Annotated in this window: 5 protein-coding genes and 1 pseudogene; all 6 read left to right on the plus strand. The window is 47.0% G+C overall.

What is annotated here, in order from left to right; all coding sequences use genetic code 11:
• Window positions 1–283: enolase C-terminal domain-like protein (locus tag C7R94_RS26665; RefSeq protein ID WP_304533972.1), on the plus strand; the 283-nt coding region annotated here is incomplete at its 5' end.
• Window positions 284–295: 12 nt separating this feature from the next.
• Window positions 296–760, plus strand: coding sequence for a GNAT family N-acetyltransferase (locus C7R94_RS26670; protein WP_106785642.1), 465 nt, complete (start codon window positions 296–298; stop codon window positions 758–760).
• A 226-nt stretch (window positions 761–986) separates the two neighbouring features.
• A complete protein-coding gene (locus C7R94_RS26675) occupies window positions 987–1346 on the plus strand; it encodes a GIY-YIG nuclease family protein (protein ID WP_106785643.1) in 360 nt (119 codons plus the stop codon).
• Window positions 1347–1369: 23 nt separating this feature from the next.
• A complete protein-coding gene (locus tag C7R94_RS26680) occupies window positions 1370–1849 on the plus strand; it encodes a DUF6530 family protein (protein WP_106785644.1) in 480 nt (159 codons plus the stop codon).
• Window position 1850: 1 nt separating this feature from the next.
• Entirely contained in the window at window positions 1851–3059 is a 1209-nt protein-coding gene (locus C7R94_RS26685; RefSeq protein WP_106785645.1) for an MFS transporter, read from the plus strand.
• Window positions 3060–3075: 16 nt separating this feature from the next.
• A pseudogene (locus C7R94_RS26690) lies at window positions 3076–3358 on the plus strand (AAA family ATPase); the annotation flags it as partial.

Consider the following 3358-nt stretch of genomic DNA (forward strand, 5'->3'; position numbering starts at 1 on the left):
GGCGGAAATGGCCGGGATGGAGTGTCAGATCGGTTCGATGCTGGAGTCCTCGATTGGCAGTGCTGCTGGTGCACATTTGTCACTGGCGAAAAAAAATATCATTTCCAACGAGCTGGCAGGACCTGCGATCATTTCGCGGGATGTGGCTCAGCTTGCGATTCACGGTAGTCAGATTGTCGTGTCAGATCAGCCAGGCTTAGGTGTAGAGCTAGACGAAGCGGTGCTTGCCGACATAACGGTTCAGTCAGAGCAGGTCATCGGAGCGAAGCGGCAACCCGTATAGGGAGAGGACTGAATGCAAAATACGCGCATAGAAATTGTCGAGGCATTGACAGAGAGCCAGCTTCAGATGATCAAAGAAATGGAGCAGGAGGCCTTTGGCCCACATGGAGCAATTGATGAATGGGTGCTCGTACCACTCGCGAGACATGGCTGTGTTGCACTTTTCATGGAAGCAGAGGAGGCGTATCCTGTCGGGGTATGCCAGCTCTTGAGGGATTTTCGTCAGCCGGACAAGTGCTACATGTATGGGTATTACATCCGGGCAGATCGGAAAGGGATGGGGTATGGGTTCTCTTTCTTGAACCGATTGCTGGAGCAGCTGCGTGAGGATGGATTCCGTCAGATTTGTTTAACCGTAAGCCCTGATAATACTGGAGCAGTCGGACTCTATCAAAAAGCAGGCTTTGCGGTTATTGAGACACGGATAGCGGAATATGGTAATGGAAACGATCGTTATTATATGGTGAAAACGCTATAAAAGGGGAGTCGCTACAAACATAATCGTAGACATTTCACTCTATTGTTTGTTGAAGATTCATTGGCCCTGTACTCGTTGTAACCCGACCAAATTAGGCACCGGACATGTTCCGGTGTTTTTTTTGTTTGCTTGACAATTTTAAAACAATGAATCATTATGTTTATTAAATAACAAACAAAATGATTTTTTGTTTATTAAAACGATCGTTAAAAGTGAGGGAGAAACGATGAATCGAGAAGAACTGAAACAACTGTATAAAGAATCGGAAACGCAGGCAGGGGTGTATCAGATCAAAAACACCCAAAACCAAAAAGTCTGGATCAGCGCCACCCGCAACCTCAAGACGATGAATGGAAAGCTGTTCACTCTCAAAATGGGTTCGCATATAAACAAGCAGCTTCAACAGGAATGGAATGAGTACGGAGAAGAGGCATTCGTCTTTGAAGTGTTAGAGGTTTTGAAAAAGAAGGAAGACGGATTCTTTGATGAAAAGGATGCTCTGAAGAAACTGGAACAAAAATGGCTCGACCAGCTCCAGCCTTACGGAGAGCGCGGATACCATCAGGAAAAAAAGAAAGAACTATAATCAAACGAAAAGAGGGAATGAAAATGAAAATACCTACGAACTTGAACCATAAGCCTGTTGTCGTGTCGGATAACTATGAGCGTGTTGATGGCCGATTCGCCAGGAACACAGATGCGAAAGCACTTTCTCTGGGAGTGGCAGAGGGCAACTCCAGAAGAAAGATCGATCTATCGGCCAAGGTATGGAGATACGCGGGAGATGAATGGTCGAAACAATCGGAGGAACTGCCTCTCCATCGCGCTCTTGATATGTCCATTCTGATTTGTCGGTCTTTGGCCCATTTTCGCGACGCATACAGATATGAGCATTATTATGACCCGCAGGAGCCCGTCATCGACCGGGTTGCCCTGCAAGGGGATGCAATGAACGTGGCGATATGTACGGACAATGAGAGTCTTCATGAAGACATTAAGCTGTTCAGCCAAGCATTGAGCAATGACGATGAGATGATCAGCGAGCGTCTGCGCACATTATCAAAACTATTAAAGGACATGGGGTATTGAAATGTTTTCCAATGTGTATGTCCGAACGATTGTCCTCTCCCGTGTGCTGCTGCATTTGGGGATTTGGATCCGGAATTATGCCGTTCTTCTTTTCGTGAGCGAGTTGACGAATAATAATCCGGTTTATGTATCACTGATTTCGGTTGCGGAATTCGCACCCATTTTTCTGTTCGGCCTGATTGGCGGAACTTTTGCCGACCGCTGGCGGCCTAAGCGGACAATGGTTTGGAGCGATCTGCTGTCTGCCGTGTCTGTCGGGGCTGTGCTGCTTGCACTCATGAATGGGGGATGGATGGCACTTCTCATCGGAACATTTATTTCCGCCAGCTTGTCTCAGTTTTCTCAACCATCAGCCATGAAACTGTACAAGCGTCATGTTCCAGCTGAACAACTGCAGGGCGCGATGGCTATGTCCCAAACGCTTGTCGCTGTCTTTACGGTTTTAGGTCCGGTCATCGGCACGTTTATTTTCATCCAGTTTGGAATTACAGTCTCTCTGATTTTGACAGCCGTTCTGTTTCTGGGGTCTTTCCTTATCTTAGCGACGCTTCCCCGTGACGCGGAGGAACCGAAGTCTGACGATGCTGGCGGCTTCATCAAGGAATTGAAGGCAGGACTGCGCTATATCGGGTTCAATCAATCCTTACGAACTCTCTGTCTGACTTTCTGCGCTGTCGGATTGGCGTCAGGTCTGACACAGCCGCTTCAGATCTTTCTTGTCATCGAGAATTTGGGACAGGACAAACAATTTTTACAGTGGTTGGTTATGGCCAACGGGTTAGCCATGTTGGCAGGAGGAGCAATCATCATCGGGATAGCCAAAAAGGCGAGGCCACAGATGTTGCTCATGGTAGGCTTGCTTGTCTCTGCTGCTTGTACGATGGTAGTAGGGGCTACCACAACGATTTGGTTGATGATTGTTCTATTAGTAATCAGCGGTTTCTTTTTCCCTTGTATTCAAAGCGGAATCCAGACGCTACTTGTGCGGAACACAGAAGGGGCATTTATTGGCCGGGTGTCTGGTACGATCACGCCTGTTTTTATGGGGATGATGGTGATTGGCATGTTTCTGTCCGGCTATTTAAAGGAGACGTTCTCGCTGGTTGCGGTATATGTGGTGAGCGGGGTTTTGATTATGATCGGTGCGGCTTTGCTGCTGCCGCTTCTTGTTGCGAAAAAGAGCAAAGATGTGAAGAATCCAGCACTATGAGTGGAGGAGAAATACGATGACTGAAAATGAAAAATATCATTTGTCACCTGAAAGACAGCTGACGGATGCAGAAAAAAAGCTTATTTGGAAAAAGCCTTCCACTCATCAGGTCAGTGAAGAAGAACGGCGCATTCGTAATGAAATCAAACGCAACTGGAATCGCGGGGAAATGAAAATCGCCAATATATTGTTAGAAGGTGACGCTGGTTCCGGGAAAACACAACTAGCCAAGGCATTATCGGCTAATTTTGGACTGCCGTATACGAAAGTGACTTGTTTTGCTGATATGGATAAATCGG

The sequence above is a fragment of the Brevibacillus sp. NRRL NRS-603 genome, assembly GCF_003013445.1.
Classification (GTDB): Bacteria; Bacillota; Bacilli; order Brevibacillales; family Brevibacillaceae; genus Brevibacillus; species Brevibacillus formosus.